We start from the raw sequence: 1,647 nt of genomic DNA, 5'->3' as shown, positions 1-1,647 counted from the left end.
GCAGATGAAATATTATTGGCGAGATTTTCAAGTCATGACAGCTGATAAAATAGAGCAATGGGTGGAGAAAGTATCAAACCAATTCGGAAAAGAATACATGTTTACTTTTTAATGACAACTTATTAGTATGATGCATATAAATACAATCCTATTTAAAGATATAACAATACCTTTAAATGGTAGGAACCTAGTTCTCACTGGTAAAAATGGTGTAGGTAAAACATACTTTTTAACTAAACTGTATGAACAACTACAACTTGAATTCAGAGATAAATATATTTCTACAGATGACAATATTCATTCTAGTAAATTAAAAGAAACTATCAATATTTTTTATAATGAGTTTATAGCCTACTCGGATATACTTGAAATTAATCAAAAATATATTAAATTAATTTCAAATTTAGCAAGTGATAAGACAAAGAAAAACAATCAAAAATTAGAAGAATTAAAAAAATTGCAACAGATCTATAGTGATAATTTAAATATTTTTCTTCGTGAAGTAAATATGTATACCGCTACTGATTCTTTACTTCTAAACAACAAAACTAGACGTTATTATTCAGCAAAACCTGAACATCTGATTAGATCAAATGATTTACTAAAAAAATCTTTAGATGAGCTACTATCTTTTCAAAAGTTTTTTAAATTAATTTTCAATGAAAAGATTACTAATAATAGTACCATTTTTAGCTTTTTTGACGTAAATAGTAAATTACAAGTTCCTGAAAAAATCCTAAGTATGGGAAATATGTATGATGTTAAGGATTTAGCTTACTATATAAAGGAATTGCATTTAAATTTTGACTCAGATATCGAAGGAGCATTTGAAAGGTATCTTTTAGAAAAACGAGATGAACTACAAAATGCCGATGATTATATTTGCGAGGAAATCTATAACACGTTTAATGATATAGAAAATGACTTAAAACTCATTTTTGACGATGAAACAACTACTCTTTCATTTGATGATTTCAATAAACGCGTTTTAATACTTCAAAGAAATGAAAATATCTCTTTTGGTTTCGATGAGTTACCTTCTGGTTTTAAATCAATTTTTAAAATATATTCTAATCTTTTAATTAAATCCAAACTCATTAGAACTAGAAAAAACAAACTTAATGGAATTGTTTTAATTGATGAAATAGACTCTCATTTACATATTTCACTTCAGCAAAAAGTTTTACCTTTCTTCACATCAGCATTTCCCAATATTCAATTTATAGTTAGTACTCACTCACCTTTTGTTATTACATCAACGAAAAATGAAACTGTAGTTTATGACATCTCAACTAGTGAGTTCTTTGAAGAGGATTTAAGTCGTTATTCTTATGAATCTGTTATTAAGGGATTGTTCCACGTCGAAATACAATCTGAACAATTAAAATCAGAAATTAAAGAAATAGCTAGAATTCTAAATAATGAACCTAATAGCTATGAAAAACTTAGAAATACTTTAAGAAATATTACTCCTTTTTCAAAACAACTAGATGTTGAATCAAAATCTTTTTACTTTAAAGCGGCTTTGTTGCATAAAGGCTTTAAAGATAGAGTTTCCCTAAGTAACTCAAATTTAAGTGACAACTTGGGTATGAGGGCGACCTAATTCTGTGAATTTGTTCAAAACTGCTACACGTGCATGAATCT

The 1,647-nt window shown here is 27.1% G+C and carries 1 protein-coding gene and 1 pseudogene; both read left to right on the top strand.

What is annotated here, in order from left to right:
- Nucleotides 1-112: pseudogene (locus FTU38_RS16955) on the top strand (transposase); the annotation flags it as partial.
- A gap of 15 nt (nucleotides 113-127) precedes the next feature.
- Nucleotides 128-1,606, top strand: coding sequence for an AAA family ATPase (locus FTU38_RS16660; protein WP_180111894.1), 1,479 nt, complete (start codon nucleotides 128-130; stop codon nucleotides 1,604-1,606).
- Nucleotides 1,607-1,647 lie beyond the last annotated feature (41 nt).

The sequence above is a fragment of the Acinetobacter sp. YH12098 genome (assembly GCF_013419235.1).
Lineage (GTDB): Bacteria > Pseudomonadota > Gammaproteobacteria > Pseudomonadales > Moraxellaceae > Acinetobacter > Acinetobacter amyesii.
The sequence above is the reverse complement of the archived record's forward strand: the minus strand, read 5'-3'. Positions and strand labels throughout refer to the sequence as shown.

What these genes read in the sequence shown, in the direction of transcription:
- FTU38_RS16660 (WP_180111894.1), top strand. Translation starts at nt 128, where the DNA reads ATGATGCATATAAATACAATCCTATTTAAAGATATAACAATACCTTTA.